The 25736-nt window shown below is 67.2% G+C and carries 21 protein-coding genes and 1 pseudogene; 14 read left to right on the forward strand and 8 right to left on the reverse strand.

Annotated elements, in window-relative coordinates:
* Positions 1–44: 44 nt before the first annotated feature.
* From ABZ027_RS36670 to ABZ027_RS36685, 4 genes and pseudogenes are all read left to right on the forward strand, one after another.
* A complete protein-coding gene (locus ABZ027_RS36670) occupies positions 45–1013 on the forward strand; it encodes a GlxA family transcriptional regulator (RefSeq protein ID WP_356776178.1) in 969 nt (322 codons plus the stop codon).
* Positions 1014–1046: 33 nt separating this feature from the next.
* Positions 1047–1697, forward strand: coding sequence for a DJ-1/PfpI family protein (locus ABZ027_RS36675; RefSeq protein ID WP_356776180.1), 651 nt, complete (start codon positions 1047–1049; stop codon positions 1695–1697).
* A 145-nt stretch (positions 1698–1842) separates the two neighbouring features.
* A pseudogene (locus ABZ027_RS36680) lies at positions 1843–1992 on the forward strand (SAM-dependent methyltransferase); the annotation flags it as partial.
* A gap of 256 nt (positions 1993–2248) precedes the next feature.
* On the forward strand, positions 2249–3139 hold the full coding sequence (locus ABZ027_RS36685) for a DUF4231 domain-containing protein (RefSeq protein ID WP_356776182.1): 891 nt from the start codon (positions 2249–2251) through the stop codon (positions 3137–3139).
* A gap of 23 nt (positions 3140–3162) precedes the next feature.
* Here ABZ027_RS36685 and ABZ027_RS36690 read toward each other — a convergent pair whose 3' ends face one another.
* The 5 genes from ABZ027_RS36690 to ABZ027_RS36710 form a co-directional block, all read right to left on the reverse strand.
* The gene (locus tag ABZ027_RS36690; protein ID WP_356776184.1) at positions 3163–6729 is read right to left on the reverse strand and encodes a toll/interleukin-1 receptor domain-containing protein; all 3567 of its coding nucleotides are present in this window, start codon (positions 6727–6729) and stop codon (positions 3163–3165) included.
* A 382-nt stretch (positions 6730–7111) separates the two neighbouring features.
* The gene (locus ABZ027_RS36695; protein WP_356776186.1) at positions 7112–7609 is read right to left on the reverse strand and encodes a hypothetical protein; all 498 of its coding nucleotides are present in this window, start codon (positions 7607–7609) and stop codon (positions 7112–7114) included.
* Between the two features lies 1 nt (position 7610).
* Positions 7611–9788 carry a site-specific integrase gene (locus tag ABZ027_RS36700; protein ID WP_356776188.1) on the reverse strand — a complete coding sequence of 726 codons (2178 nt, stop codon included), beginning with the start codon at positions 9786–9788 and terminating at the stop codon, positions 7611–7613.
* The gene (locus tag ABZ027_RS36705; protein ID WP_356776190.1) at positions 9788–11557 is read right to left on the reverse strand and encodes a hypothetical protein; all 1770 of its coding nucleotides are present in this window, start codon (positions 11555–11557) and stop codon (positions 9788–9790) included. Before ABZ027_RS36705 ends, ABZ027_RS36700 begins: the two co-directional genes overlap by 1 nt.
* The gene (locus tag ABZ027_RS36710) at positions 11557–13032 is read right to left on the reverse strand and encodes a site-specific integrase (RefSeq protein WP_356776192.1); all 1476 of its coding nucleotides are present in this window, start codon (positions 13030–13032) and stop codon (positions 11557–11559) included. Before ABZ027_RS36710 ends, ABZ027_RS36705 begins: the two co-directional genes overlap by 1 nt.
* 7 nt (positions 13033–13039) lie before the next feature.
* Between ABZ027_RS36710 and ABZ027_RS36715 the strand changes: the two genes are divergently transcribed.
* The 9 genes from ABZ027_RS36715 to ABZ027_RS36755 all read left to right on the forward strand — a co-directional run bounded on the left by ABZ027_RS36715 (position 13040) and on the right by ABZ027_RS36755 (position 22688).
* Positions 13040–13507 (forward strand): class I SAM-dependent methyltransferase, encoded by a 468-nt coding sequence (locus ABZ027_RS36715; RefSeq protein ID WP_356776194.1) that lies wholly within the window; start codon positions 13040–13042, stop codon positions 13505–13507.
* 231 nt (positions 13508–13738) lie between these two features.
* The gene (locus tag ABZ027_RS36720; protein WP_356776196.1) at positions 13739–15043 is read left to right on the forward strand and encodes a protein-L-isoaspartate O-methyltransferase; all 1305 of its coding nucleotides are present in this window, start codon (positions 13739–13741) and stop codon (positions 15041–15043) included.
* 217 nt (positions 15044–15260) lie between these two features.
* Positions 15261–16823: a GNAT family N-acetyltransferase gene (locus tag ABZ027_RS36725; RefSeq protein ID WP_356776198.1), complete on the forward strand. Its 1563-nt coding sequence runs from the start codon at positions 15261–15263 to the stop codon at positions 16821–16823.
* A 65-nt stretch (positions 16824–16888) separates the two neighbouring features.
* Positions 16889–17758 (forward strand): class I SAM-dependent methyltransferase, encoded by an 870-nt coding sequence (locus tag ABZ027_RS36730; RefSeq protein WP_356776200.1) that lies wholly within the window; start codon positions 16889–16891, stop codon positions 17756–17758.
* Between the two features lie 151 nt (positions 17759–17909).
* Positions 17910–18272, forward strand: a complete 363-nt coding sequence (locus ABZ027_RS36735; protein WP_356776203.1) for a MazG-like family protein — start codon at positions 17910–17912, stop codon at positions 18270–18272.
* Positions 18273–18640: 368 nt separating this feature from the next.
* Positions 18641–19678, forward strand: a complete 1038-nt coding sequence (locus tag ABZ027_RS36740) for an iron-siderophore ABC transporter substrate-binding protein (RefSeq protein ID WP_356776205.1) — start codon at positions 18641–18643, stop codon at positions 19676–19678.
* An 84-nt stretch (positions 19679–19762) separates the two neighbouring features.
* Positions 19763–20764: an iron ABC transporter permease gene (locus ABZ027_RS36745; protein WP_356776207.1), complete on the forward strand. Its 1002-nt coding sequence runs from the start codon at positions 19763–19765 to the stop codon at positions 20762–20764.
* Positions 20761–21837 (forward strand): iron chelate uptake ABC transporter family permease subunit, encoded by a 1077-nt coding sequence (locus ABZ027_RS36750; protein ID WP_356776209.1) that lies wholly within the window; start codon positions 20761–20763, stop codon positions 21835–21837. Before ABZ027_RS36745 ends, ABZ027_RS36750 begins: the two co-directional genes overlap by 4 nt.
* A 29-nt stretch (positions 21838–21866) precedes the next feature.
* Positions 21867–22688: a transglutaminase domain-containing protein gene (locus ABZ027_RS36755; protein ID WP_356776211.1), complete on the forward strand. Its 822-nt coding sequence runs from the start codon at positions 21867–21869 to the stop codon at positions 22686–22688.
* Between the two features lie 9 nt (positions 22689–22697).
* Here ABZ027_RS36755 and ABZ027_RS36760 read toward each other — a convergent pair whose 3' ends face one another.
* The 3 genes from ABZ027_RS36760 to ABZ027_RS36770 all read right to left on the reverse strand — a co-directional run bounded on the left by ABZ027_RS36760 (position 22698) and on the right by ABZ027_RS36770 (position 25189).
* On the reverse strand, positions 22698–23606 hold the full coding sequence (locus ABZ027_RS36760; RefSeq protein WP_356776213.1) for a hypothetical protein: 909 nt from the start codon (positions 23604–23606) through the stop codon (positions 22698–22700).
* A 106-nt stretch (positions 23607–23712) separates the two neighbouring features.
* Entirely contained in the window at positions 23713–24312 is a 600-nt protein-coding gene (locus ABZ027_RS36765; RefSeq protein ID WP_356776215.1) for a hypothetical protein, read from the reverse strand.
* Between the two features lie 172 nt (positions 24313–24484).
* The gene (locus ABZ027_RS36770) at positions 24485–25189 is read right to left on the reverse strand and encodes a helix-turn-helix domain-containing protein (protein WP_356776243.1); all 705 of its coding nucleotides are present in this window, start codon (positions 25187–25189) and stop codon (positions 24485–24487) included.
* A gap of 85 nt (positions 25190–25274) precedes the next feature.
* Here ABZ027_RS36770 and ABZ027_RS36775 point away from each other — a divergent pair, with 85 nt between their 5' ends.
* Positions 25275–25715: a hypothetical protein gene (locus ABZ027_RS36775; RefSeq protein ID WP_356776217.1), complete on the forward strand. Its 441-nt coding sequence runs from the start codon at positions 25275–25277 to the stop codon at positions 25713–25715.
* Positions 25716–25736 lie beyond the last annotated feature (21 nt).

Below are 25736 nucleotides of genomic sequence, written 5' to 3' on the forward strand. Positions count from 1 at the left end.
TCCGTGTCCTTGCCGCCATTGGAGGCCGTGACCACGATGGATGGGTGAGCATCCGACGCATCGTCTTCGCCGTCTTTCCGGATTTCCAGATCCTTGATCTGGCCGGACCTCATGAGGTATTCACCCAGGCGGGACGTCTCACCGGAGGTGTCGTCCTGGAAACTGTGGCTGCCGCGCCCGGTCCAGTGCTCTCCAGCGGCGGTCTCGCGGTCTCCCCGACCCTGACGATCGATGAGGACGCAGGGCCGGTGGACACGCTTGTCGCCGTGGGCGGCGGGGGTGTCCACCGAGCTTGCGAGGACGGACGCTTCGTCGACTGGTTCGCCCGGACCGCCCATCGGGCCCGCCGTACCGCTTCAGTGTGCAGCGGCGCCTTCCTGCTGGGCGCCGCTGGTCTCCTCGACGGGCGACGCGCGGTCACTCACTGGTCTCGCTGCGACCAGCTGGCCGAGCGGTATCCGCAGGTCACGGTAGATCCCAACCCGATCTTCGTACGGGACGGTGAGGTGTGGACCTCGGCCGGAGTCACTGCGGGCATGGACCTCGCGCTCGCCATGACCGAAGACGACCACGGGCCCGAGATTTCCCGCGCCATCGCCCGCCAGATGGTGATGTTCGTCCAACGTCCAGGAGGGCAAGCGCAATTCAGCACCCAGCTCGCCGCCCAGCGCCCGGGCCGAGCGCCATTGCGCGACGTCCTCGCCTGGATTGCCGACCACCCCGAGTGCGACCTTGGTGTGCCCGCCCTCGCGGCACGTGCCGCGATGAGCGAACGGAACTTCACCCGTGTCTTCCGTGCGGAGACCGGCCACACCCCCGCCGCGTACGTCGAGAGCGCCCGTATCGAGGCAGCCAGACGGCTCCTTGAGAGCACCTCCGCCACCCTGGAATCGGTGGCGCACGCCTGCGGCTTCGGAACCGTCGAGACCCTGCACCGCAGTTTCAAGCGGACGCTCCAAGTCACCCCCGGCGAGTACCGCAAGCATTTCACCGCGCACACCGCCGCTGTCTGACAGCGGCGGCCGCCACCTGCGAAAGGCACACTTATGCGTATCGTCATCCCTCTCTTCGACGGATTCACCGCGCTCGACGTTGTGGGCCCCTACGAGATCCTTCGCATGCTTCCGGAATCCGACGTCGTCTTCGCCGCCAACGCGCCCGGACCTTGCACGGACGGCGAGGGCCATCTCCATCTCCTCGCCACGGCCTCCTTCCAGGACGTCGCGGAAGCCGACGTCCTGTTGGTGCCCGGTGGTCCGGGCGCACGGCGCAGCCTCGCCGACGAGTCGCTCCTCGGCTGGATCCGTCGTATCCATGCCACCACCACGTGGACCACGTCGGTGTGCACCGGTTCCTTGCTGCTCGGCGCGGCCGGTCTGCTCGACGGACTGGAGGCCACCACTCACTGGGGGGCCGTCAACATTCTGGAGTCGTACGGCGCCACCTACACGGAGCGCCGAGTTGTGGAGCAGCCCGGCGGCATAGTCACCGCGGCCGGGGTTTCCTCGGGCATCGACATGACACTGCGGCTTGCTGAGCTCATCGCGGGACGGGTAGCCGCCGAGGCATTCCAGCTCGCCATCGAGTACGACCCCCAGCCGCCCTTCGACTCCGGCTCGTTTGCCAAGGCGTCCCAGGAAGCGAAGAACTACCTAGCGGCACGTCCCCGCCGCACGGCCAGGCCCGCGTCCGTTTAGCTACGGCCAACAGGCGTCTGGCACTGCGTAAAGCTCGGTAGGTGTTTGCAACTCGCTTCCTTGGACTGCGTCCGGCCCTCCCGGAGCGAGTGATCTTTGGTGCGGAACAGGTGTGCATGCCGTAGGACGTTGATGGACTGGGGCGATGAAGACATTGTCGCCTCACCTCCTGCGGGCTCTTGAACGGTTCAACGCCGCTTATCCCTGGGATCACAACGCCCAATACCATCGCTGGATCCTGCGGCAGTTGCCGAGGCGCTTCGACCGCGCCCTGGACGTCGGTTCCGGGACGGGTTGTTTCTGCAGAGGCCGTGTCCCCCGCTGGTCGTGTCGCTTTACGAGGCGGCCAACGACGTGGTCAGTGTCGTATTGCAGCAGCGCATCGTGTCGTTATCCTCATCCAGAGCTGTGACGAAGCCCACACTCAATTGAGTGTGCCTCCCCAGTCTCGGTGAAAATCCGCTCAACTGCTCTGCTGTGCAGGTCGGTTGCGTCGATGCGGCTCCTCCCCTCCCTTGGCGCGCGTGCGGGGAAACCGTCAGAATCTGAAGGTGACAGGGATCTCAGAGGATGCAGCAGTTTCGTCGGTTTGGGACCAGCAGAGCATCTGGTCTCAGAGTGCGAACCGACTCAAGGCGTCGGTCGAGCGGGCACGTGCGTTGGCATTGGTTCTGGGCATTGCTGCAGCAGCCATGGGGACGGCGGCGTCCCAGATGATGAGCTGGAACTCCCCACTGGGCAAGACACTCGCCTTTGCCGCCGCGGCGGCTGCTGGAGCGGCTCCCCTGGCGGCACAGCGCGGCGGCCCGAATCGGTTGAGCGATTGGACGCGCCTGCGGGCCGTATCCGAGGCGCTCAAGGCCGAGGTGTATACCTATCTGGCGAGAGTTGATCCTTACCGCACGGCGACGTCACCGACAGCACTGCTCGCCGAGCGCAGCCGCAGCTACCGTTCCGACGGCATCGACCTGGTGCGTTACACCACCGGGATCGCAGCACGGCCGCGATCGGTCCCGGCGGTAGTCGATGCCGGCACCTACGTGGAGTATCGCCTGCGACAGCAGATCGCGACGTACTACCGGCCCAAAGCGGAGGCGATGCATCGCAAGGTCCGATTCGTCGAACGGATCGAGTTGCTACTGGGGGGCTTCGGTGCGGTGCTCGCTGCTGCCGCGGGTGTCTTTTCCGTGGAGCGGGCGGCAGCGTGGATTGCCGTTGTCGCGTCGGTCTCGATCGCGGTAACGGCGCATGCAATCGCTCAGCGGTACGCGTATCAGCAACTTGAGTTCACGCGCACCGCTGAGGAACTGGAACGTCTGCTTGAACGATGGGGCACGTCACCCCATCACTCTGCGGAGTTCGCTGACGCATTCGTCGCCGAGTGTGAAGGTGTCATCTCCGTCCAGAACGAGGCATGGATGATCCGCTGGAACGTGGGGTGAACCGTTCCGTGGTGGGGCGGCTTTCAGCATGGTGACCTGTAGTGCTCCCTCGGTGCGGCGTCCTGCCAGTCGGAGTTGCTGAGTGGGCCCGTGAGCATTCCGCACAGAGCCGCTGCCCACGCCGAGGGGGCTACACGGATCCTCGTGATGCCGTTTCCGTCTGCGACGTCGATCCGGGTGGCATCGGAGCTGAAACCGACAGCTGCGTCGCGGTGTGTCACGAGCAAATCGGGGCCGACCTTACGGTGACTCGCAACGTCCCACAGGGTTAAAGCCACATCGGAAACATCCCCAGCTCCGACCACAGCCAGGGTAAGACCGTCGGGACTGAACAACGCACGAGAAACGCCCCCTTCGGGTACGAGACTTTTCCCGATCTTCTTTTGGGTGGTGACGTCCCACAACGTCACGGAGCCACCACCAAAATCGTCATTGTTATCCTCACCGACTGTCGCGAGGACACGTCCGTCAGGACTGAGCGCGGCATTACTGACGTTGTGGACTTTGAAGGGGAGCTGGTTTCCAGTTGCGGTGTCCCACAAACTCACGGTCTGTTGACGGCCGGTGAGAGCCAGCGTCGCTCCATCCGCACTAAGTGCAGCTTGGTCTGCGTATCCGTCGCTACCGGGATCCAGACCATAACTGTGGACCTCAGAGCCGGTTGATAGATACCACTTCGCAACCCTGGATTCGCCCTGTAGCGTGCCGTACAGCTCTCTACTGTCCGGAGAGAAAAGCAGCGTCGGGAGACCACTCTTCAGACCGGGCGTGTATGGCATCTGCGCTACACGATGGCCACTAGGCACCTCGAAGACTTCGATCGGGGAGCGCCGGAATGTTCCTGCCCTCTCGGCCACAGCAAGCAGCGACCCGTCCTCATTGAACGCCAGGGTCGTGCCCGTCTCGGCAAGCCGGATCGTGCCAGTGAGGGTTCCTGTGCTGCTATCCCGCAGTTGCACCACGGGCTGCTGAGAGTCCGCCGTGGCAAAGGTGTTCGTGCCGGGACTTACGGCGAACCCATTCAATGGGGCCTTGGCCTTGGGTAGGACGTGGTGCTCGGCGAGCCGCCCAGTAGTCGTGCGCTCCCAGATGACCACTGCCCCGTCCTTGGTCAAGGTTGCGACCTGTTTTCCGTCAGCAGTGGCCGTTTGGCGGTCACCGCTTGTGTCGCTGTACTGGGGCTCGACAGGGGCGTCCGAGGGGACAGTGTGGGCAGCTTCCTTTCGGCCGGTCGTGGTCCGTAGCCTCTTGTGTGACTTCAGGTCCCACAGCTCCCAACGCCTCATGTCTGTCGAGTGGACAACCGCATGCCGACGATCGTCCATCAAGAGACCGTAGTTCAGCGAAATATTCTTTGACGGGATCCAAGGGTGGGGAGATCCTGGCTCATAAACCCTGGCCTCACCTACGACGTCCGCCGTCTCGCCGTAGTTCACCACCACACCGTCATCTGTGGTGTAGCCCTCGAAACTCCAACCCGGTGTTGAGATCATTTGCCGGGTTCGTAGGTCTGGCAACCCGAGCACCTGCACTCTCTCGTCTCTTCCGCAGGTGAGAGTCTTCCCTGAGGGTGCCATTTCGGCCACGTCGCACGAAAGGACCTTCAGGGTACGGTGGTTAGGAACGTCCCACACGGCTATCGATGCTCCAGCACCAAACGCCCCTCCAGCCATGAGAATTTCACCATCCGGGCTTAGCCCGCCACCGCTGTCACGGATTGCACCTGTGCTTTCGGTCTTCGGAACCGAGAAAGTCTCCTTGGTTCGCAAGGTATCGGTGTCCACTAGGTGGATCTGCTCGCCGTGCCGTCCGGTGCGCAACGCCAGAGTCTGACCGTCGGCGGTGAGGGAACGCGCCCCGCCGTCAGGCCAACTGAGCAGAATTCCTTGCAAAGTTCCCCGACTGCGTGCATTTTTCACATCCCAGATCTGAACGGTGCTGTAATCCCGCTCGATAAAGAGGAGTCCGCCATCAGGGCTGAGGAACAGTCGTGATACCACACCCTTTTTTGGTGGAATGATGGTTCGTACCTTGTTGAAGTTCGCCAGGTGTGAGGCCAATGCGCTTTGAGCCTCGGCCGTGGACTCCTGACCGTAAGCGGCCAAAGCCAACTGAACGGCCTTCTCCGGTTCAGTCTCCAGCAAACCTAGCGAGGCTGCGGCGAGCTTCCGAGAGAGTGCCGTACGTCGCTGGGTCTCGGCGTCCCCTTGTGCAGATACAGCCAGTGAGCTTAGGCCGACCACGGCTGCAGTGACGACGGCAACGCCGGCGCGGAGACGCCTAGCACGCCGCTTGGTCGTGCGCCGACTATCACTGAGATATCGGATCTCCCGCTCGGTCAGGCCAATTTCGTGCTCCTCGCCCCAAGGATGCTCTTGCCATTTTTCAGCAAGAGCTAGTTCCTCGGCGCGGAGCAAAAGACCGTCTTTGCAGCCACTCTCCCACCACTCGTGAGCTAGATTGCCCAGGCGTGTATGGAAGGCATCCCAGCGATGGCGTTGCGTGACGAAGGAGACGATGCGCTGAATCCCTCGTTCAGAATCTTCATCGCTTCCCTCAATCATGTGGAAGCTCTGGTATGAGCGGAGCGGCTCCCAGCCATGCTCGTTCATTGCGGCCGTGACGCCCGTGGCCAGGTTCGGGTCGATGATGACAGGAAGAATCCGCTTGCGTAAATCGATTGCCTTCATGCACTCGTCACGACAGTACGGGGACCGCAGTGAATCCTCACTCACAAGGAGGATAAAGGCATCGGAGGTGCGGATTCCCTCGTCGATAGCCTGCCGCCACTTCTCGGAAGGCTCGATCGCCTCCCAGTCCACCCAGACGTGGCGCAGCTTGCCTTCCAGACTCTCTCGGATCCCACGGGCGGCGGCGCCGTCCTTGCGTGAATAGCTAAGGAACACCTTGCCGGTCGCTTCTGGCAACGGGGCGTCCGCCCGTGGCTCGGAGGAAGCGTCGCTGAACGGGTCCGATGTCGTGCCGAGCCGTGATGCGAGATCTCGGAGGAGGGCCGAGGAGAGAGCTGCCAGCAGTCCGACGCCAGCGACCAGTCCCACCCAGTACTGCTGATGTTCGTATGTCGGCCCGAACAGGCTGGCGGAGAACTGTGCGTCGAGCAAACGTACTGCGTCTGCAGCTTGCTCCATGCCTGGAGCAACTTCGGCTGTGCCGAACGCAAGCGGGCGGCCCACGGTCCGCAGGACCCAGGCGCCGCCACCCGCGATCACTGCAGCAACGAGAGCGTGTGAAGCGAGAAACCATCCCGAGGTGCGTACAGACCGTGGGCCTCCCCGTCCGACATTTTCCTGCCCAAGGGGAACACCTCCCACGGCTATTTGAACCCCAGCCCACCAGGCCGTGCCCACGATGCCGAGGGGCAGGAGCGTCACGGCCTCCCAGAAGTAAAAGATTCCGGATGGTGCCACGGTGACCTGCCATGCCAAAGCGACGGCAGTGGCGAACGGCACCGCGAGGGCCTCCGGCCGCAACAGACGTTGCCAAGCCCAGGAAGCCGCAAGCTTGCCGACCTTCCCGGCCTTCCAGATGGCTACCGGTGAAGGACCTGGGAAGTACACAAAGAACGGCACGTACAATCCTAGGAGTGCAGCCGATGGCCCGAAGAACGGGTAGAAGAGCGCCCAACTGACCAAGCAGGAGACAAGCCAGGCCGCTGTCCTCTTGATGCCCGGCCGACGCTCCCTTGAAGTCGATTCGTCTGGTGAAGAATGCGCCTGACGCGCCACACCTACCCCCGTGTGCGATCGTCCACCTGCAAGACGAAGTGCAGACTACCGATGCCGGCAATCGGTTGGCGTCATGTCCTTCGATTCGACTGGTCATACACACAAGCGGGTTACCGCATGAGACCGAACGAGGAGTCTTTGTCTTGAAGCCGCATGGCGGGCGTAGTCGATGAGGCTACTGAGCTGCTCGGGGCGCGGGCATCGAACCTCCCATGCGGGCAGGGCTTCAGCTGCATGACCCGTACGGCGCCGTTCCTGCTCTGCCCGATGGGAGCCTGCGGACGTTGCCGACAGCTTCGGCTTGTTCCCGTAGACGCTCGATCTCCAGGTGCTGGGCGGCAATTTGGGAGAGGGCACGTCGCTTGAAGTCCTTGAGCGTCTCCAGCTCGGCGTCGCGTTGATCGAGCCGGGACTTGAGAGCGGCGTTGGCCTCCTTGAGCCTTTCGATCTGCGCAGCCCTGGGGTCGGGGACCGAGCCGGCGTCGCGCAAGGCGGTCAGTCGTCGCTCGAACTCCTGGGCCAGGTGCTGATACGGCCCTGGCCGGGCGGTGCCGTCGCGGTTCTTCTTGGCGTAGAAGGCCGTGCGAGGCACCTCGGCCTCACTCGCCAGCGTCCGCAGGTCGCACTTGCCGCCGGATGGCAGGTCGCCGCGCAGTAGACGGTCCATCGCGGCTCGGATCGCCTCCTCGTTGCGGGTTCGGGTGTCCTCGCTGATGCGTCCCATGTCATGCTGCCGTTCCGGTCGCGGCGTCGATCTCGGCCAACACCCGCAGGTCGCGGTCGAGTTCCTTCTGCAGGCGGGTCTTCTCGTCCTTCTGCCCGCGTCCGATCTTGCCGATGAACACCTTTTTGTTCTCCGCGCTGGAGGCCCATACCGGCCGGCGTCTGCTGTGGTGGGTGGCCTGCGGGCAGCGGGCCGAGTCGCACATGCCGACCAGTGGCTTGTCCGCTTTCGGTGTGCCGGCCAGGAGCAGGCACAGCGCTTTGGAGGGGTCGGCGAACCAGCAGTAGTTCGCGATTCCCAGGTGCAGGGTCTTCGCCCGGCGGGCCAGGAGTTGGATCACCTCCTCGTCCCCGGGACGGGTACCGGGTGACGAAGCCTGCATCGCGAGGATCTCCTCATCGATGGTTTTGAAGTGGTCAATCAGATCGCGGGCGCCAGGCCCGGCAGGACGGATCCCGTTCTGGTAGTCGCGAAACGCCGACAGGGTGAGGTTCCTGTTGCGGGCCTGCTCCTCCGCGCTGACCTCCGCCATGAACTTGCCTTGGGAGCCGCCAGGGCTGGCGGCGTAGCCCTCGGTCGTGACGATCGAGACGTGCTTGAGGTGGATCTTGGCGGCCAGCAGGCCGCCAGGCCGGTGCGCGAGTGCCACGGCCAGGGTGCGGCGGGTGATGCGCATATTGATCTTGTCTTCGGGAATCTGCTCCAGGCCCAGGCGCTGTCCCTCGGGGCCGTTGACCCACCGACGCAGCTTGGCGCAGCGGTTGGCCAATGTGGTGCGGCCGAAGACGTGCTTGGTGGGCCGGCGGGGGTCAACCAGTTGCACGGCGAGGGCAACCGCGTCGTAGGCGGGGGCCACGGTGACCCAGTCCTCCCACACCCCGCCCAGCTTCTCCTGGCCCTTGATCAGCTTGGTCCGCAAGTGGTAACGCAGGCGTCCGGCGCCGAGGTCCTGCGCGGGGACGCACGCGTCGAGCGGCATCGCCGCCAGCTCGCTGTTGCGTATGCCGGTGAGCAGGGCGACGACGACCTGGCAGGCGGTGCGGCCCCGCTCCACCATGTGGCCCGCTTCTTCGGCCGTGGCGAAGCCCTCGGTCCACGGGACTGTTCCGGTGCCGTCGGCGCGATCCACCTGGGCGGCGTTCCACGCCCATCTCGGCCGCAGTCCCACCGCCACCAGGGTCTGTTCCAGCAGGGGACGCAGCGGGGGCAGGTACTGGTAGGCGAAGGACGTTATCCCCGCCTCCCGGGCGATGGAGAGCACATTCACCGCGAGCAGGGGGTCCTCGGCGGACCAGCCCTCGTCGGTCCGCGAGCTGACCTCCCTGGCGCCGACCGGCTCCAGGGGGACACCCTGGTCGAGGTGGGTGCGTATGGCCGCTTCCAGGCGCTCCAGTTGGGTGCCCTCGCTCTTCCAGGGCGCCCCGTCCTCGTACTGCAGCACGGTGCGGATCAGTTCGAGCATGTGGGGGCCGAGCGTCTGCACGATGTACAGGGCGGCGGCCAGCCAGGGTCGCAGTGCCTCGTCACACAGCGGCTGGGCGATGTTCTCTCCGGCCCGCTTGCAGCCCGCGACCTCGTAGGGGCTTCGGCCGGCCCACGGGACGAACCCTTCAGCGAAGCGGTCCGCGGTGAACAGTTCGCTGTAGAAGGCAGGTTCCTGCACGACCTGGACCGCGGCCATGCGTGTGCTCTGGCCGGACGGGCGCAACGGCCCTTTGTGCGGGCCCCGGGTATGCCGACGGGACTCGTAGAAGCCCTGGCAGTGCTGCTGTGTCACGTCTTCCAGCGACGTGACGCCGCGCTGGGTAAGCCAGTTGAGCCACCGTCTCAGCTCGTCCAGACGGTCTCCGCAGGTCTTGAGGTGGAGCGGGATGCGGAACGCGCTGGGCAGGTGCCGCACCGCCTCGTGCCCGGGGGCCATGCGCGCGAACATGTACTCCTGGGCAAGGGTCCGCCACTTCGAGCTGTGGATGCCGGTGAAGTCCACCCGGGCCTGAGCTGGCTGCAGGTGGGCGGGCAGGTCCTCCAGATCGGCGAAGTCCCAGATCAGCTGGCCGACCAGCGGCCGGTTTCCGCCCGGGCGTACCGCCAGGCCCACGGCCTGACAGATGTCGATGCCCGACAGCTGACTGGCGTGATGGTGGCCGTGGGCCAGGACGGTGGTTGTAATGCGGCTCATCATCGCGTCGTCTCTTCCGGCCGCAGGGGCAGTTCGTCGTCGCTATCAGCCACTTGAGCTGCGGCCTCCAGCAGCGTCGCGGAGGGGAAGTAGACGTCGGGGGCGAGGATCTCGGCCACCCGCTGGTCGTGCGGGCCGAAGTTCCGCATGAACTCCTCGGCAGTCCTCTGGTCCCACTGGCGGGCGAAGAACGCGCGCAGGCGCATCAGGTTCGGCAAGTGCCGCGGAGTGAACAGTGCCAGCGGGCAGAGCAGGCAGACCCATGGCCGGGCGGGACACGGCTTGCCCTTGGGCCCGTGTAGTCCCGACAGGTAGTCGCCGCAGGCTGCACTGAAGACATCCCGTTCCCCGTGGACGAGATCGGCGAGCGCCGTGTCGTCCAGTCCGAGAGCGGCGACCTGCTCAGGGTAATCCCGCACCAGCGTTGCGGCGTCCTCGGTGGCAAGCACCATCGGCGGCTCGGCCTTGCGCAACATGTCGTTCTGCGCCTCGACGATGATCTCCTCGACCAGGGCCTGCTGTTCGGGTGTGCCGGCGCCGAGATAGTGGTCGGCTTCGACCTGCGGGCTGCGGTTGGGATCCAGCGTCGCGCGTCGGCTGCCCGCCCATGAACGGCGGTCCCGCATCGAGTCATAGGTCGTCCGGATCCGGTGCAGATGCAGTTGCAGCGGCCCGCCGCCGTCGGCCAGGAGCCCTTGCGAAAGGATCCACTTCTGGCTCGTCTCGTTGCTGGTCGCCGTGGTCACCCAGTGGTGCACGCCGCGGGGTACGTAGCGCACCCACAAGGCGTCGCGCATGTGCGCCGGAGCGAACCTCCGGGTCAGAGAGGAGTGGTCCAGCCACTGCTCCAGCAGCCGGCTGGCCCGCTTCGTCAGAGTCCGGCTCTCCTCAGCCGTGCGGCCCTTGATGTAGGAGAGCAGGACAGTCGACTCGCCGGCCCAGTCCACATCACCCAGCCCGAGGTCGTCCAAGCCGTCGGGCACGATGCCGGTGTAGATGCCCAGCAACAGCCGGTAGGCCAGCGCAGTGGAGGCGTCGGGGAACAGCAGCGCCGAGACGGCGACCTTGCGGTACGGGAACTGCCTCTCCGGCAGGCCGGAGAAGTGGCCCGGCGACCAGTCGGCGTACGGCGTCGCCTCCACTGGTCCGAACTGCGCATAGGCCCAGTACACGTTGGCCTCGCTCCATCCGCCCTTGAGCGGATCCTGTCCGTCTTCAGCGGCTCTCCTTGCTCTGCCATAGGCGGAGTACGAATCCGTGACGACCGTCTCGCATGCCCTGGTGAGTCGGGCCCACTCGCTCTCGGTGTACGGAGCGAGCGTGTTCTCGGACTGGCGCTGGATCTGGAAATGGCGGCCGTCCACCATTTCCCGAACATCCGCTTTCAGCAGTCCGTGGAGATCGTCGGCGCGGGCGAGCATCCGTCGGCTGAGGGACTCCAGTGCGGCCCGGTGGGAGCCTCGCAGCCAGTGTTGGGCCAGGTGAGCACGCGTCAACTCGGTGGCGCCGCCGGTAAATCCCTGGTCGGCCAGATCGTTGGTCAGCGCGCGGATCGCCGCGGTGTAGTCGTTGAGTGTGCGCTTCGCGTCGATGTCGCCGTGCGGGCGTACGAGATCGGCGAGCCCCAGCAGCATGTCCTGAGCGAGGGCAGGGTTCCGTGTGGAGTAGGTCTTGCCGCCCGCCGTGACGTTCACCATCATCGACACGCTCGTCCCGTCGCTGAAGACGGCGGCGACGCCCAGTGGGTCCTTGAGTACGGTGGCAGGCATCAGATGTCCTCGCTGTCGTCGTCTTCGTCGTCGAACTCCGCTTCGGCCTCGCGGACGGCCGACGCTGGCAAGAGCCCGATGGCCTCGCCGACCCGCCGGTGCAGTTCGGCGAAGATTCGGGTCGTATCCAGGCGATTGAGATAAACTTCCGTGGTCAGGACACTGGAGTGGCCAAGAAGGTCACGCAGGACCAGCAGCGGCTCGGTGGTCTTGAGGTACAACGCCAGTCCCGCGTCGTCATCGCCGTCCTTGACCAGGCGTGCGGCCCGCTCGTAGTAGCCGCGTACCAGCTTGGTCATGGTCTGCATGGCGAAGGTGTGGCGCGCGCGGTGGGGGGTGACATGGGGGAATCGCGGTTCGTAGCGTTCACGGATCCGGTCCGATGCGCGCTCGAACACGGTGTTCCAGTCGGTGAACGGGCGCCCCGGGCCGCACACGGAGAGCAGCATCGACCCGCCTCCGGGCACGACGAGGCGGCAGCGTTCGGACGGGCCCAGCGTTTCCCAGGTCGTCCAACTGCCGTTGACCCTGCCGCCCAGGGCCGTCGCCTCGGTCACGATGAGCGGTTCGCCCCAGCGCCGCGGCGGCATCCAGGTTGATCCCTGAACTGCTGCGGCCCGCTCGAACTCCAGGTAGTTGTGCAGCTCAGCCAGCGCGTCGTAGTTGATCCAGGCGTTTCGGAACTTGCTGCCCTTGGTGATGCCCTCTGGCAGCGGGACTAGCACTGGCACCTCGCTGCGGCGGCTGGGCAACTTCGGTACCTCGCAGGCCAGAAGGTAGGAGAACTCCTGCTTGCGCGGCCCGGAGGAGAAGACGAACCGGCCAACCGCCGCGTTGCGGGCCATCTCGCGGCCGCGGTAGCCGCGTTCCACCGATCCATCGGGCTGCAGCCGGGCCAGGCCTTTGTGGAACAGGTCGGCGAACTCGTCTTCCAGGTACTTGATGGTCACGTGGGGCTTCGGCTGGCGGCGCCGGGCGGAGTTCCGGCGGACCTCCCGGCGCTGCCCGGAGAAGACGGCCGTGGCCTGCCGGTAGGTGAACGGCAGGGACGTGGTGTAGCCGTTCTCGATCGCCCAGGCGTAGAAGATGCTGAGCATGGTCATGTGCTGGTTCCAGGTGGTGACCCTGAACCTCTGCCTGCCGCTGATGGGGCCTTGCGAGCGGTAGACCGCGTAGGCGCTCAGCAGGGCTTTGAGCCGCTCTCGACTGTCGAAGAGGCCAACCCCGTGTTCTTCTCCGAACTCCGACCACTGGCGTACGGCGCCGACATACGATGTCCAGGAGTTCGCCGCAGGGCATCCGTTGGTCGGAAGCTCGCAGGCCCACCGGTTCACGATCGCTGAGGTACGCAAGCCGTGCTCGTCTTCAAACCGAAGGTCGTCATCGAAGACGAGCACCATCCCCTCAGGAATGACCGGCTTGAACTCCAAGCCCCAACTTCCCCAGCCTTCTGATGAGTAGAACGCCTGTTCCATGCCGGGGATGCTAACCAAGGAGACACCCCTTGGGCTCCCTCACAGCTGCTGGCCAGCGGGAGACTCGGCCATCAAAGAGACACTGCAGTTATGTCGAAACAACAGCGGTGAGCTTGCGAGACTCTTGTCTGGACGAGCCGACGCTGTGCAGGCCGTCGATTCCGATCCGGTGATCACGGCCCAGGCCCAGAAGCTGACACCTTCCGGGTTCCCCGTCACCTTCACCGTGGCGGAGGCAATAGCCGAGTTTCCCGTCGGCCCTTACGACGTCATCACGTGCGTCGCAACGATCCACCACCTGCCGTTCACCCAGGCGCTCACCCGCTTCCGTCGTCATCTGGCTCCGGGAGGCACCCTCGTGATCGTCGGCCGGTTTCGCGCCCAGGTCCCTGTGGACCACTTGCTCGGTGTTGTTGCGTCGGTTGGCCATAGCGGCGTAGGCGACTCAGCACCCCGCATCACGGCCGACTCGTGATGCCGGCCGGGGCTCGCCCTCCAGCCCTAGGCACACGGGGGGTTCGGTGTTTCGGCCAAGATCGTTCGCATCTCGGGCCCAGTGCGGGCAAGGGTCGTTGTATCCCGCAGGCCCCACCGACCCCGTCCTTTGGCGGAAGTGAGCGCGTCTCAAAAACGTGCGTTCGAAAACCATGCCGCCTCGTTGAGCCAGACGTACTCGAACTCTCACGCGGCAGGAAGAGGAGGAGCCTTGGCCCCGGCACAGCACAGCGCAACGGAACCCGCGAGGGATCCGGCTGATCCGGCCTCGCCCGCAGCGGCCCCGGCGCTCACGCCTCTGCGCACCGTCCAGGACCCGCTCACGGCCCGGAAGGCTATGGTCGCCCGGCTGGAGGTGGCTGGGGGTCTACGCCCGGGCGCGGTGCGCGACGCCCTCCTCGCGATCCGGCGCGAGGTGCTGATACCCCAGGCCTACGTGCGGCGCAGCCGGCCCGGCGAGGAGCCGCCACGGTGGGATCTACTCGACTGGGCCGAGCCGGCCAACCGCGACGAGCTGCTCGCCTCGCTGTACGGCGGGGAGAGCGTGCTCGTCCAGCACGCCGGGGAACGGCTTCTCGACCGTGTCCCGCGTCCGCGGTCCGGGGGAGCGATCACGTCGATGTCGAGTGTGGTGGGCATGACCGCCGTTCTGCTGCAGAGCCTGGACCTCCAGCCGGGGCAGCGGGTGTTGGATATCGGCACCGGCGCCGCCGTGACCGCGGCAGTCGCTTGTTGGATCAGCGGCGATCGGACCGTGGTCACGCTGGATCGCGATGCACATCTCACCGAGGCCGCGCAGGTGCGCCTGGCCGGTCTCGGCTACCGGCCGAGGGCGGTGACCGGGGACGGGGCGGACGGCTGGCCAGCCGACGGACCCTACGAGCGGATCTTCGTCTCGTACGCCGTCCCCAGGGTGCCGCCGGCGTGGGTGGACCAACTCGCCCCCGGCGGGAAGGCGATGGCGACCCTCAGCGGCACGTCGCCGTCGTGGCCCGGGCTGGCGATCATCACCGCCACGTCCGGCGGCCGGGTACGAGGGGAACTACGACCGGTGGAGTTCGGGCATCGGCCCGGTCATGGATTCGAGCGGCTATGCATTTCGCGGGAGTTCCTCGACCGGATCGAGGCCGGGGACGAGACCCGTGTCGTCCACACCAGCAGCTCGCCACCACCGGACGGCGCCCGCGGATTCTGGCTTGCTCTCGATCACTTGCGGCCCGGGCTGGTCCGCAACTGGTCTGCCGACCACGTGGTCATCGGGGCCCCGGCCTGTGGTTCGTGGCTCACCGCCCGGGCTGCCGGAGCCGACCGCTGGAGTCTGACGGCCTGTGGGCCTCGGGACATCTGGGGAGACATACAGGACGTCGCCGGTCTGTGGAGGGCCGCAGGCGAGCCCTCCACCTACCGGCTGCACCTCGAGGACACCCAGCAGTGGGCCACCGCCGGCTCCGCCACCGCGGAACTCTCCTGGCAGCTTCCCAACACCGCCATCACGGGTGCCGAGGAGGAGAATTGACGGCTCGCGGCACCCGGGCTCCTACTGCCCAGCTCCAGCAGCGAGCTCCTGCTCACGGACCGGACAACGACCACCCCAGCTGGTTCGGTCGGTGCTCCCGCAGGTGCCAGGCCATGTCGTCCGAGGGCCTTCCGCGTGATCCGAGGCGTGGGCTCGGACACCGCGCCCGCCCGCATCTGTTCCCCGATCTGTTCCCCGACCTTCGAGAGGTGCTGACATGCCTCCCACCCGATCCGACATCAGCACTCTCGTGCAGATGTACCTGACGCGCCATCCCTCCGAACGCGGCGCCCTGGACCCATTGTTGACGCTCCTTGAGGGAGAGCAGGACCCGACGAGCCGCGCAACGATGCCGGCGCACATCACGTGCAGTGCCGTGGTCATCGACCGGGACCTGCGCGTGCTGCACATCCTCCATAGGGCGAGCGGCCTGGTCCTCGTCCCCGGCGGTCATCCCGAACCGGGGGACCGCACGTTGCGCGCTGCGGCGGTGCGCGAGGTGGTCGAGGAGACCGGGATCAAAGCAGGCGATCTGTGCCTCACCCCGCAGCTTCTCGGTGTCCCGATCGACATCGACGTTCACGACGTCGAGGCCCGCCGGGGAGAGCCGCCGCATCGCCACTACGACGTCCGGTTCGCGTTCTACCTGGTCGGAGAGCACCCCGAACTCGTTCTGCAGGACGCGGAAGTCGCGGGAGCCGAGTGGCGCGGGTTCGACACGGTCAGCTCCCCGGCACTGCGCGCCAAGCTGCTCTCCTCAGGGCTTGACGGGCGTCCGCAGCCGGTGAACGCCTCGGCGCTGATCTTCGATGATGCCGGCCGATATCTGCTTCATCTGCGCGACGACCTGCCGGGAATTTGGCAGCCAGGGGCATTCGACCTGCTCGGCGGCGGCAGCGAGCCGGAGGACGTGACGCTCGAAGACACTGTCCGGCGCGAACTCGGCGAGGAAGTCCCCGATCTCGTCATCCCGGACCTGGAGCCCTTCGCCGAGGAGAGGGCCACCGGCACCGACGGACTATGCGTGCCGATCCAGGTGTTCGCCGGCCGCTGGAACGGTGACCCCGACCGTCTGCGCCTCACCGAGGGCGTCTTGCTGCGCTGGTTCGCACCCGAGATGCTGCACCGGCTACGGCTGAGCCCGGGAACACGCGACCTGCTGCTCCAGCACGCGGCACACCGCTGTGCCCTCCTCCGCCAGGGCCCCCGATACGAGCAGCGGAACGACACCGGGCAACGCCTTCTCGCCGCCGACCACGCGCCCGTAGGTGCCACCGTGCCGGGTCCGCGCACGGGAGCAGTGCCGCGGCCGGCAGTTCCGGCCGATGCGGGCGAGATCGCCCGTCTGCGGTCCGAACTCATCTTGTCCGAGCCGCTGGACGAGGACTGGCTGTCCACCTGCCGCGATCACCTCGCCGCCCGCCTTGCCCCGGGCGGAGACGCCCGGGCCTACGTCGTCGACAACCCGGGGGGCGGGCTCGCCTGCTGCGCTCTCGCCCTTGTCGACGCCGTGCTCCCCGCTCCCCGCTACCCCAAGGGACTGGCCGCGCGGATCCAGGCCGTCGCCACCGTTCCCGACTTCCGCCGCCGCGGTTACGCCAAGGCCGCGCTGACCGCGTTGCTCGCGCACCTGGAAGGGGACGGCGTGACGCTCTACGAACTGCACGCCTCCGACGAGTCCGCCCCGCTGTACGCCGCGCTCGGCTTCACCAAGGACCCGGCCCTGATGCGGATGACCCGGATCCCGTCCTCCGCTCACGCAACCGCGCACGGGACCTGACCGGCGCCGAACCTGAGCACCACAGCGAACGCCGATCACCGCACCACACGACGAGGAGCAGCTACGTGACCTATGTCCGCCGGGCCCAGTGGGACCAGCACTACGCGCTGGGTCGGGGCTTTCGCCGGGTCGGTCAGACCGAGAGGGCGCTGCTGGCCGAGCACGCTCCCGCGCCGGCCAACGGCCGGGCGCTGGACGCGGGTTGTGGAACCGGGGAACTGGCCGCCTACCTGGGCGAACTCGGCTATCTAGTCGATGCCGTCGACTTCGCCGAGAACGCCCTGGACCGGGCCCGGGCCGAATGGGCGGACGCGGTCGGCGTGCGCTGGCTGTGTCTGAACATCGCCCACAACGACCCGGCTGAACTGAGCGAGGACGGATACGACCTGATCACCCTGCGCCTGGTGTATCCCTTCCTCGGCGACCGGCAGCGGGTCATGCACGCGCTGGCCGGGCGGCTGCGTCCGGGCGGCGCGATCGTGGTGATCACTCCCCTCGCTGTCGGCACCCCGGCCGGCCGGCGCGACATCGCGCTCGACGAGGACGAGATCCGGATGCTGGCCGAGCAGTGGCAGACCGTGGAGCGGTGCGACGCCGACGGACTGGCGGTGCTCGTCCTGCGCGACGCCCTCCGGGAGTTCACCGCGGTGGAGACGGAGAGGGCACCGTCGGCGCAGGCTGTCGCACGCGCGGGCCTGGTGGTCACCAGTGCTGCCGGGCCTGCCGCCCGGCACACCTACCCGGTGGCCGGCCCGCGGCCGGGCTACCCCCACGTGACCGTGCACCCGGACGGCACGGCGGACCGGAACCTGCCCGAGGGCCAGGTGCTGGACAAGGCGGATCCCCGGCTGGTCTTCCATTGGCCCGTCCTGGGCAGCGGCACCCCCGGTCACTCCCACAGCAAAGGATGTGACGACGCCGCAGACTGCCGGTGATCGGGTGGATCATCCTCGTGCGGTCACGCACTGCCTCCGTGCCAACGGTCACGTCATCCGCACCACCGGCCTCCCCCGCGAACAGCCCCACGCTGCCGTAGTCGACCGACTCAGCGTCCGACCCCGTACTGCTTGAAGGAGACACCGAACCATGCACGGAACCGTCTGGGACACCATTCACCGACTCGCCCGCCGCTTCAACGAACACGACGCCGCGCTCGGCCTGGACCAAGACGAGCAGTGGAGCCTGCAAGTCCTCAAAATCGCCGAGGAGACCGGGGAAGCCTCCCAGGCAGTCATCGGTGCCCGCGGCACCAACCCCCGCAAGGGGACCGCTTCATGGGGGGACGCCCACGCGGAAGTCGCGGATGTGGCCATCACGGCCCTGGTCGCCCTGGCCCGCATGCGCCCCGACGACGCCGCGGAGTACCTCGACCGGCATCTGGCCGCCAAGTCCGCGAAGTTCCTTCTCCCTGGACCCGCATCCGTCCCGGCCCCGTCGGCGCCGGCATGAGCAACTGCCGTTCGACACAGCAGCAAGGACCGGGCCACGCACGGGTAAGGAGGCTGTGCGTGACGGCTTCCGATGAACCACTCCCCCAGACCTAGGGAAACGTGACGGGCGATGCCAGCGTCGCGGCCGATGCCCGCGGCGAAGGTGTGGAGGCTGAGAGGCCGTCCTGCCTGACGACGGCTATGTGCGGCACCAGGGCCATCCCCTGCATGCCGCGGGCCCTTCGCGCGGCCTCTCCAGGTTGTACCGCTTCGCCGTGTGTGGCGGTGACAGGAACCACACAGGGCCCGTTGTCGACCATGGCGAGTTCCCAGATAAGGTCAGCCTTGCCTAATGGCAACAGAGTGGTGTCACAAAGGAGTCCTGTCATGTTCCCTCGGCGTCGCGGCCCGTCCGCCCTCGCTTTCGCCGTCGCCGCGGCGCTGATCCTCGGGGCGTGTGGCGCTTCCGCCGACGACGGCAAGGACGCGGGATCGGGGGGCGGTGACAAGAAGGCCGTGGCGCAGGGCGGCAAGAACTTCGGGGCCGCCGCGCAGAAGACCGCGGCGATGGGCACCGGCGCGAAGCCGGGCGAGTGGCCGCGCACCGTCCGGCACGCGATGGGCAAGACCGTGATCGAGGCCCAGCCCAAGCGCGTGGTGGTCCTGGACGTCGGCGAGCTGGACAACGTGGTGTCGCTCGGCATCAAACCCGTCGGGATCGCCCCCACCGAGGGCTCCCCCGCGCTGCCGTCGTACCTGAAGAAGGACGCCGGCACGCCGAAGAACATCGGCACCATCAACAACCTCAACCTCGAAGCGATCGCCGGTCTCCACCCGGACCTCATCCTCGGCAGCCAGCTGCGTGCCGCGGACAAGTACGACGAGTTGTCGAAGATCGCCCCGACCGTCTTCTCCATCCGGCCCGGCTTCACGTGGAAGGAGAACTACCTCCTCAACGCGTCGGCCCTGGACAAGACCGCGGAGGCAAAGTCGAAGCTCGCCGCGTACGACGTCAAGGTCAAGGCACTCGGCACCGAACTCGGCGCCGACAAGCCGACCGTCTCGATGGTGCGTTACCTGCCCGACGGCCTGATCCGCCTCTACGCGAACGCCTCGTTCATCGGCACCATCCTCAAGGACGCCGGCATTCCCCGCCCCAAGAACCAGGACATCGAGGACCTGGCCGCCGAGGTCAGCGCCGAGAACATCGACCAGGCCGACGCCGACTACATCTTCACCGGCGTCTACGGCGACGCGAAGGCCACGGACAAGTCCCGTGCGCAGGGCAACCCGCTGTGGAAGAACCTCAAGGCGGTCAAGGCCGGGCACGCCTATGACGTACCGGACGAGACCTGGTACCTCGGGCTTGGTGTCACCGCGGCCGAGCAGGTCGTCGGGGACCTGGACAAGTACCTGACCAAGTAGGCGGCCGGGGCTACCCGCCCCCCCCCCGGCGTCGCCGGTCTGTCTCCCTTCGTCCGTCACATGCATCACATGAAGAGGTAGCGCATGTCCCATACCCGGCGCCGGGTCGTCCGGCTGGCCGCGGGCGTGCTCCTGCTGCTTCTCACCGTCCTGTTCAGTCTCGCGGTCGGCAGCCGCCAGATCGCCCCCACCGAGGTGTTCGACGCCCTGCTGCACGGCGGGACCAGCGACAACGTTCAGGTCGTGCGGGCCCTGCGGGTGCCCCGCACGCTCATCGGTGCGATGGTCGGCCTCGCCCTGGCGGTCGCCGGCGTGGTCATGCAGGGCCTCACCCGCAATCCGATCGCCGAGCCCGGCGTCCTCGGCGTCAGCCAGGGCGCCTCGCTCGGCGTGGTCTGCGCGATCGCGTTCTTCGGGGTGCACACGCTCAGCGGATACGTCTGGTTCGCCTTCGTCGGCGCAGGGCTCGCGGCGGTGGCCGCTTACGCGGTGGCCAGCGGAGGACGCGGCGGCGCCTCCCCGGTGAAACTGGCCCTGGCCGGTGCCGCGATGAACGCCTTCCTCGCCTCGGTGGTGTCCGGAATCGTCACTGCCGATGCCCAGGTCCTGGACGAGTTCCGCTTCTGGGACGTCGGCTCGATCAGCGGACGGGACGGCTCTGTCGTCGCGCAGACGTGGCCGTTCCTGGTCGCGGGGCTGCTGCTGGTCGCCATCACGGTCCCCGGCCTGGACGCGCTCGCCCTGGGTGACGACGTGGCCCGGGGACTCGGCCACCACGTCCTGCGGGTGCGGATCCTGGGTGCTCTCGCCGCGACCGTGCTGGCCGGTGTCGCGGTGGCCGCGGCCGGTCCCATCGCGTTCGTCGGGCTCGCCGTGCCGCACATCGCCCGAGCTCTGGTGGGCTCGGGCCACCGCTGGGTTCTTCCCATGGCCGCCGTTCTGGGGCCCTCGGTGATCCTGGTCTCGGATGTGCTCGGGCGGGTCCTCTTCCCGCCCTCGGAGGTCCCGGTGGCCGTGATGACGGCCTTGTTGGGCGTGCCGTTCCTGGTCGCGCTGGTACGGCGGAAGGCGACGGTGGCGGTATGACGCAACTCGACCGGACCGACACGGCGACGGCCCGCCCCGTCGGCTACTCCGTCGTCCGCGTGCGCGACAACAGCTTCCTGCTGCACCGCAGGGCCGTCGTGATCGCCGCCGTTCTCACGGTCGCGCTGGCGGTGACCGTCGTCGCCTCGCTCTGCGTCGGCGAATCCTTCGTTTCCCCCGGGGAGGTCGTCCGCGTACTGCTCGGGAAGCCGAGCCCCGACGAGCTGGTCGTCGGCACGCTGCGCCTGCCCCGCCTGGTGACCGGTCTGCTGGTCGGCGCCGCCTTCGGGATCGCGGGGGCGCTGGTCCAGACGGTCGCCCGCAACTCCTTGGCGAGTCCGGACGTCATCGGCGTCACCCACGGCGCCGGCGCGGCGACCGTGACCGCGATGACCTTCGGCGTCACGTCCCCCGCCGCGCTGCCGTACGTCGCGATCGTCGGCGGGCTGTCCGCCGCCGTGCTCGTCTACGCCTTCGCCTGGCGCGGGGGCCTGCACGCCACGCGGTTCGTGCTCGTCGGGATCGGTGTCTCGATCGCCCTGGGCTCGCTGACCCGGCTGTTCCTGACCAAGGGCGACTACCTGGTGGCCCAGCAGGCCAAGGTGTGGCTCACCGGCTCTCTCAACGGACGCGGTTACGACCAGGCGGCGCCCCTTGCCCTGACCATGCTCGTCCTGGTCCCGCCGCTGCTGTGGGCCGCCCGGGCCCAGCGGGCGGTGACCCTGGACGACGACATGGCCACCGCCTTGGGCGTCCCGCTGGGTCGCGTACGGCTGGGTCTGACCGCCCTCGGCGTAGTGCTGGCATCCGTCGCGACGGGCGCGGCCGGGCCCGTCGACTTCGTCGCGCTGCTGGCGCCCCAGATTGCCCGTCGCCTCACCCGCACCGCGCAGATCCCTCTGTTCTGCTCGGCGTTGACGGGAGCGTTGATCGTGACCACGGCGGATCTGCTGGCCCGGCGCATGCTCTCCCCCACCGAACTGCCGGTCGGCGTGCTGACCGCGGCGGTGGGCGCGCCCTGTCTGATGTGGCTGATCGCCCGCACACGGAGCCGCGGCGGTGCCACCGCCTGAGCCAAACGCGCCGCATATCATGCCGGGTCATGGCCGATGACGCGCTCGACTACTCCCAGCCCGGACCCCTCACGCGCCTGGAGGCGACGCAGCTCCAGCTCATCGCAGGCTTGCCGGACGACCCCGTCGGTATCTGCGCCGTCGCGCAGGGCCTGGTCATTCAGCCCGCCGACGCCGCCGCGGTAGGAGTCGGTGAAACGCGGCTCGAGGAGAAGAACATCCGGCCGGTCAGCGAGCTGATCGCCGCTCTGATCGCCCTCGATCCGTCACCTCTGCAGCAGGCCCGCCCGCCTGAGACACGCGTGGTCGGAACCTGCCGGCACTTCGCCACCATCGCCTGCGCACTCCTGCGAGCGAGGGGCGTCCCCTCGCGGGCCCGGTGCGGCTTCGGAACGTACTTCCTGGAGGGCTGCGGCGTCGACCACTGGATCACCGAGTACTGGAGTACCGACCAGCTGCGCTGGGTGCGCATCGACACCGAATACCTCGGCAAGACGTACGTCGAGCGTCCCGACGATCTTGCTGTGGGCGAGTTCCTGACCGGCGGCGAGGCATGGGTTCAGTACCGCCAAGGTTTGGTCGACGGCCAGAAGTTCGGGGTGGCCGGTGTCGATTTCGCCTGGGGGCCGGCCGAGATCAGCGGCAACGCTGTCCGAGACCTCGCGGCACTCTGCAAGAAGGAAATGCTGAACTGGGACGAGTGGGGCCGCATGACCGATGCGTATCAGGGCAGGACGGGACCCGACTACGACCAGCTCATCGACGAGGTTGCCGACGCCTGCTCCAAGGACGATCCGCTCGCCCTGACCAGCCTGTTCTCCCGGGAAGACCTGGCCGTGCCATTTTTGTGACGTCAGAGCTCAGAGGTCAGAGCTGATGACGGCCATCAACAGCTCCATGTTGGAGATCATCAGGCGTCCGGGCCGCTGTGTGCCGGTGTCCGGGACGGCCGCCCGGACGATTGGCTGGTCGCCCTTCTCGACGGTCACCTCCGTACCGTCGAACTTGGGTGACTCGTCGGCCACGACCGAACGCAGCTTCGCCGCGGCGCGGTCGGCGGTTGCGTCGTCCTTGGCCACTGCGCACAGCACCTCGGTGTTCTTGGCAGCGGAGGCGGCCTGCTGGCCGACGGCTGACAGGTGCACCGGCTTGGCGGGAGTGAGGGGGAGGAAGTCGGCGCGGTACACCTCGCCCAGGCACTCTGCCACGCGTCGGTATTCCTTCTTGTCGGCCAACGAGTTGCCGTCTTTCGGCGTGACGGCCGCCATGGAGGCGTCCCGGGCGGTATAGGAGATCTCGTCGTTGGAGATCTTCAACGACATCACCACCCCCTTACTGCCGGACCGCGTCCACGTCTCACCGTCTGCGCTCTGCTTGTATCCGTTCGATTTCAGTGAGGCGGTGATGGCTGACGCGTCGAACGAGCCCTCCCAGTGGCCGGCAGTGTTGGTGTCGACAGCTGTGTCGATCTGAGTCACCTTCAGGGCCTCGCCCCACGGCGGGGGCTCATGCGTGTTCAGCAGGCCGCTGGCCGGCTGACCGAAGGAGCCGACCCGTATCCGATTGCCCTTGCTCAGCTCTTGCGCCTTCGCCGCGTCGAGGTAGGTGACCAAGTTCGCGCTGTTGCCGTGAGCCAGGGCGGCGAGCCCTTCCAAGACCTTGGAGTCGCTGCCGGACTGGCCGGGGTCGGCCGAACAGCCGGTGTTCACTGCAAGGAGGACGGCGAGAGCGGTGACACCGAGGACAGGCCTGGACGCTGTTGTGGGCATGACGAGAAAGCTTAGCGGCACGCTCCGGGAGCGCTGACATCGCGGCGGCCGCCCGTGGGACCAGTCGTCACAGCGGCAGCGTCATACCGAGCTTCGGCAGCGGTGCTCATCGCTCGGGGTCGGACCAAGTCGCCACGAGTGCTCGCCGATCCGGAAAGCGGTGACCGGGGACCATCTCCTGCGTGGTTTCACCGTTGAGCCAGCACACCTGCTCGGGGCCGCCGTCGCCGGTGTCGAACAGGCAGCACACTCCGCCGCTGGCGGCAGTGAGGTCGGTGAACGTTTTCCTGATGGTGGCGGACCGCGCGAACAAGCGGCTCATCCCCGACGACGCTGCGCAGCATTCCACCGACGCGTAACCAGGATGCAGGAAAGACTCGAACCGGATCGTCGCGTAGACGTAACCGATCTGGACGCGCCCGCCCGCCGCAGGTTCACGGCCGTGTGTCTTCGCGAACTCGCGCAGTGCGTCATCGACGTCGAACATGATGGACGTGTCGAGATCGAGCTTGCTGGTCGTGGAACAGTCGACCGGCTCACTCTTGAAGTGGGACGTGAACGGGAGGACGAGCCGGTCACCGCCCGGCAGTGTGATCTCGAGCGGCGGCACGGCACGGGCCGGTGGCGCCAGCTCGGCCAGATTAGCCAACGCCCTGACGACGTTCCAGGGACGCAGGTAGATGTCGTAGCTGTAGATCAGCCCCAATTCTTCCCCCTGTGCCGAATCGAACCGCACCCTCTCATGACCCGACCCTGGGGCGCCTGCCAATTTCGGAGACGCACGTCGATCGGCGCCACAGCGGCACTCCTTGCCTGGGTGGGCTCACCGTGAGGGACGTACGCCTCGTGGGCATCGGGAGCCGGGGCGGTGTGACGCCTCAGGACGGGCGCATGCCGGTAGGTGGTGGAGAGGCAGGCTCCAGACGGACGCAGCAGTGACCGGGGCTGGGCGCCAGGCATGCCTGGAGGCCGTTTTCTGCGAGGCCTCCCAGCAGACCGCGAAGCAGGTGGAGGTTCATGCCGCACACCGTCTGGGTGTGGTCGCGGGCGAGCGCGTGGAAGGGGCAGTTGCCCAGGACGATGGCGTCGCCGTCGCAGCGGGGTTCGAAGCCGTGTGCTTCCAGTACGTCGAACACGTCTGCCTGGCCCGGTCCGGCGAGCTGTGTGCCCAGCTCGTGGGCCTTTCGGTGCAGAACCGAACGGACAGGTTCACCGGTGGCTTCGGATTCCTCCAGCGCCTGGGCGAGGAGCCGCCCGGCCAGCTCGTAGTGCCGCTCCGGCAGGCTGACGGTGACCTCCTTGCCTGAGCGCTTGTAGAGCTTGGCGGGCCGACCCGCTCCTGGGCCGGTGCGTCCGCTGCGCCGTTCGTAGACGACGTCGAGAAGTGATTCGTCGGCCAGCCTGTCCAGGTGGAAGGCCGCGGTTTTCCGGGCGAGGCCGAGCGCCTCGGCGGCTTCGTCGCGGCTGACCGGTCCCGGCTGGCGTACGACATGGTCGTAGAGCCTCCTGCGGTTCGGTTCGTCGAGCGCGGCGACGGCGGAGACGTCGGGACGGGGTGCTTCCTTCGAGTGATCCACGAACACCAGTGTAAAACCCATAGCCATTGACTAAAGAAGATTTGCGCGCTTCTATCGTTAATGAGAGTTGCCGATAGAAGGAAGGGACGTCATGTCGTCCGCAACCACAACCACCACCACATCCGCCGCCTCCCGACGGCCCGCGCTCAGCGACCCCGGCTACCAGGCCTTCGTCATCCTGCGCACCGGATTCGCCGTGGCGCCGATCCTGTTCGGGCTGGACAAGTTCGCCAACCTGCTCGTCGACTGGCCCACCTACCTCGCCCCGTGGATCAACGACATCGTTCCGGGGAGCGCCCAGGCGGCCATGTACGCAGTGGGAGTGATCGAGATCGTCGCGGGCCTCGCGGTCGCACTCGCCCCACGCTTCGGGGGCTGGCTGGTGGCCGGATGGCTCGCCGGCATCATCGTCAACCTGCTGACCATCCCCGGTCACTACGACGTCGCGCTGCGCGACTTCGGCCTTCTCCTCGGCGCGGTCGCCCTCGCTCGGCTCGCGCAGGGATACCAGGGCAAGCCGCGGTCTCGCTGACGGCGAGCACCCGCGCCCGTT

It is taken from the genome of Streptomyces sp. NPDC006332 (genome assembly GCF_040612855.1).
Classification (GTDB): domain Bacteria; phylum Actinomycetota; class Actinomycetes; order Streptomycetales; family Streptomycetaceae; genus Streptomyces.